Source organism: Variovorax boronicumulans NBRC 103145 (assembly GCF_001591345.1).
Taxonomy (GTDB): domain Bacteria; phylum Pseudomonadota; class Gammaproteobacteria; order Burkholderiales; family Burkholderiaceae_C; genus Variovorax; species Variovorax boronicumulans.
Genome location: NZ_BCUS01000239.1, coordinates 1 through 2542, shown reverse-complemented (window position 1 = coordinate 2542; position 2542 = coordinate 1). Strand labels below are relative to the sequence as shown.

The 2542-nt window shown below is 73.5% G+C and carries 2 protein-coding genes; both read left to right on the top strand.

The annotated features are described in order from the left end of the window. Positions 1 to 146 precede the first annotated feature (146 nt). Complete coding sequence (locus tag VBO01S_RS31200) at positions 147 to 2123, top strand: MacB family efflux pump subunit (protein WP_062483020.1); 1977 nt, start codon at positions 147 to 149, stop codon at positions 2121 to 2123. 8 nt (positions 2124 to 2131) lie between these two features. Continuing rightward, positions 2132 to 2542: TolC family protein (locus tag VBO01S_RS31195; RefSeq protein WP_169805116.1), on the top strand; the 411-nt coding region annotated here is incomplete at its 3' end.

Below are 2542 nucleotides of genomic sequence, written 5' to 3'. Positions count from 1 at the left end.
GGCCCCGACGGCCAGCCCGCGCCGCGCGAGGTGCGCATCGGCGTGCGCGACCGGCTCTCGGGTGAGGTGCTCGAAGGCCTCGCCGAAGGCGAGCGCCTGATCACCGGCGAGCGCGCGGCCGGCAGCGGCACGCGGAAGTTCCAGCTGTGAGTGCGGCCGAGACGAAGACGACCCCGCTGATCGCGCTGCACGACCTGCGCAAGTCCTACGGCGGCCACGACGGCGCGCCGGCCGTCGAGGTGCTGCGCGGCATCACGCTGGAGCTGCATGCGGGGGAGTTCGTCGCCATCGTCGGCAGCTCGGGCTCGGGCAAGTCGACGCTGATGCACCTGCTGGGCTGCCTCGACCGCCCGACCGGCGGGCGTTACCTGTTCGCCGGCCAGGACGTGGCCGGCATGGACGCCGACGCGCTCGCGCGGCTGCGACGCGAGGCCTTCGGCTTCGTGTTCCAGGGCTACCACCTGATCTCCACCGAGTCGGCGCAGGAGAACGTCGAGATGCCCGCCATCTACGCCGGCGCGGCGCCCGCCGAGCGCGCCGCGCGCGCACGCGCGTTGCTCACGCGCCTGGGCCTGGGCGATCGGCTGGGCCACCGGCCGCACCAGCTGTCGGGCGGCCAGCAGCAGCGCGTGTCGATCGCGCGTGCGCTCATGAACGGCGGGCGCATCGTGCTGGCCGACGAGCCCACGGGCGCGCTCGACTCGCGCAGCGGCGAAGAGGTGATGGCGCTGCTCGACGAGATGGCCGCCGCCGGCCACACCGTGATCCTCATCACGCACGACCGCGAGGTGGCGCAGCGCGCGCGCCGCGTGATCGAGATCCGCGACGGCTGCATCGTGTCGGACAGCGGGCGTGCGCCCGTCGCAGCGCCGCCAGAGCCGCTTCCCTTGCCCTCGCCTGCCACCACAGCCGACGCCGCCGACACGCCGCGCGCCCTGCTCTCCGAACTGCACGAGGCGCTGCGCGCGGCCTGGCGCGTGATGTGGATCCACCGCTTTCGCACCGGCCTCACGCTGCTGGGCATCGTGATCGGCGTGGCCTCGGTCATCGTGATGCTCGCGGTCGGCACCGGCTCGCAGGAGGCGGTGATGAAGCAGATCTCGCTGTTCGGCGCCGACAAGATGTACGTGGCCGCCATTCCCGACAGCGCGCGCGGGCGCGGCGGCAAGCTCACGCTGGCCGACGTCGACACCATCCGCCGCCTGCCCAACGTGCGTGTGGCCATGCCCTACATCGAGGGCTTCGTGGTCGCGCGGCGCGGCAACGTGGACCACCGCACCGAGGGCGGCGGCGCCACCACCGACTTCGAGCAGGCGCTGAAGTGGCCGACCGCGCGCGGCATCTTCTTCGACGAGAGCGACGAGCAAAGCCTGGCCAAGGTCGCGGTGATCGGCGAGCGCGTGCAGGCCGCGCTGTTCGCCGACGGCACCAACCCGGTGGGCCAGCGCATCCTGCTGGACAACGTGCCCTTCGACGTGCTGGGCGTGCTCGCCGCCAAGGGCGCGGGCGGCGGCCAGGCCAGCGAGGACGAGCGCGTGATCGTGCCCTTCTCCACCGCCGCCGCGCGGCTGTACGGCAGCAACCACCCGACCTGGGTGGCGGTGGCCGTGCACGACGTCGACAAGGCCTCGGAGACGGCGGCCGAGATCGTCGAGGTGCTGGCCGCGCAGCGCCACGTGCGCGACGTGCAGGTGTTCAACCAGACCGAGTCGATCAAGGCGCGCGCGCAGACCCAGCGCACCATGACCGTGATGCTCGGGCTGATCGCGGCGGTGTCGCTCGTGGTCGGCGGCATCGGCGTGATGAACGTGATGCTCATGACCGTGCGCGAGCGCACGCGCGAGATCGGCATCCGCATGGCCACCGGCGCACGCCAGCGCGACATCCTGCGGCAGTTCCTCGTCGAGGCGGTGCTGGTCACGGTGACCGGCGGCGTCGCGGGCGTGGTGGGCGGGCTGCTCGTGGGCGCCGCGCTCATCGTGTGGAGCGTGCCGGTGATCTTTTCCCTCACGGCCATCGCGGGCGCCTTCGGCTGCGCCGTGCTCACCGGCCTGGTGTTCGGCTTCATGCCGGCCCGCAAGGCCGCCGCGCTCGACCCGGTCGCGGCCCTGTCTTCCGAATGACGACTGCCATGACGCGCCTTTTCTTCTCTCCCGCCGCGCTGGCCCTGGCGGCGCTGTTGCTGCTCGCGGGCTGCGCGACGCCATCGGCCGATGCGCCCGCCACTGCAGCCCCCGTCGCAGACCCGTGGTGGGGCGGCTTCGGCAGCACCGAGCTGCCGGCCTTCGTCGCCGCGGTCGATGCCGGCAACCCCGACGGCGACGCCGCCGAAGCGCGCCTGCGCCAGGCCGAGGCCCAGGAGCGCATCACCGGCGCCTCGGCCTGGCCCGAGCTGTCGGCCACCGCCGATGTGCAGCGCCAGGGCCGGCTCGGCGGCGATGCGAATGTGAGCGACAACCGGCGCGCGCTCGGGCTTGATGCGCGCTACGAGGTCGACCTGTGGGGCCGCCTGCGCGCGCAGCGCGACAGCGCCGGCGCCTCG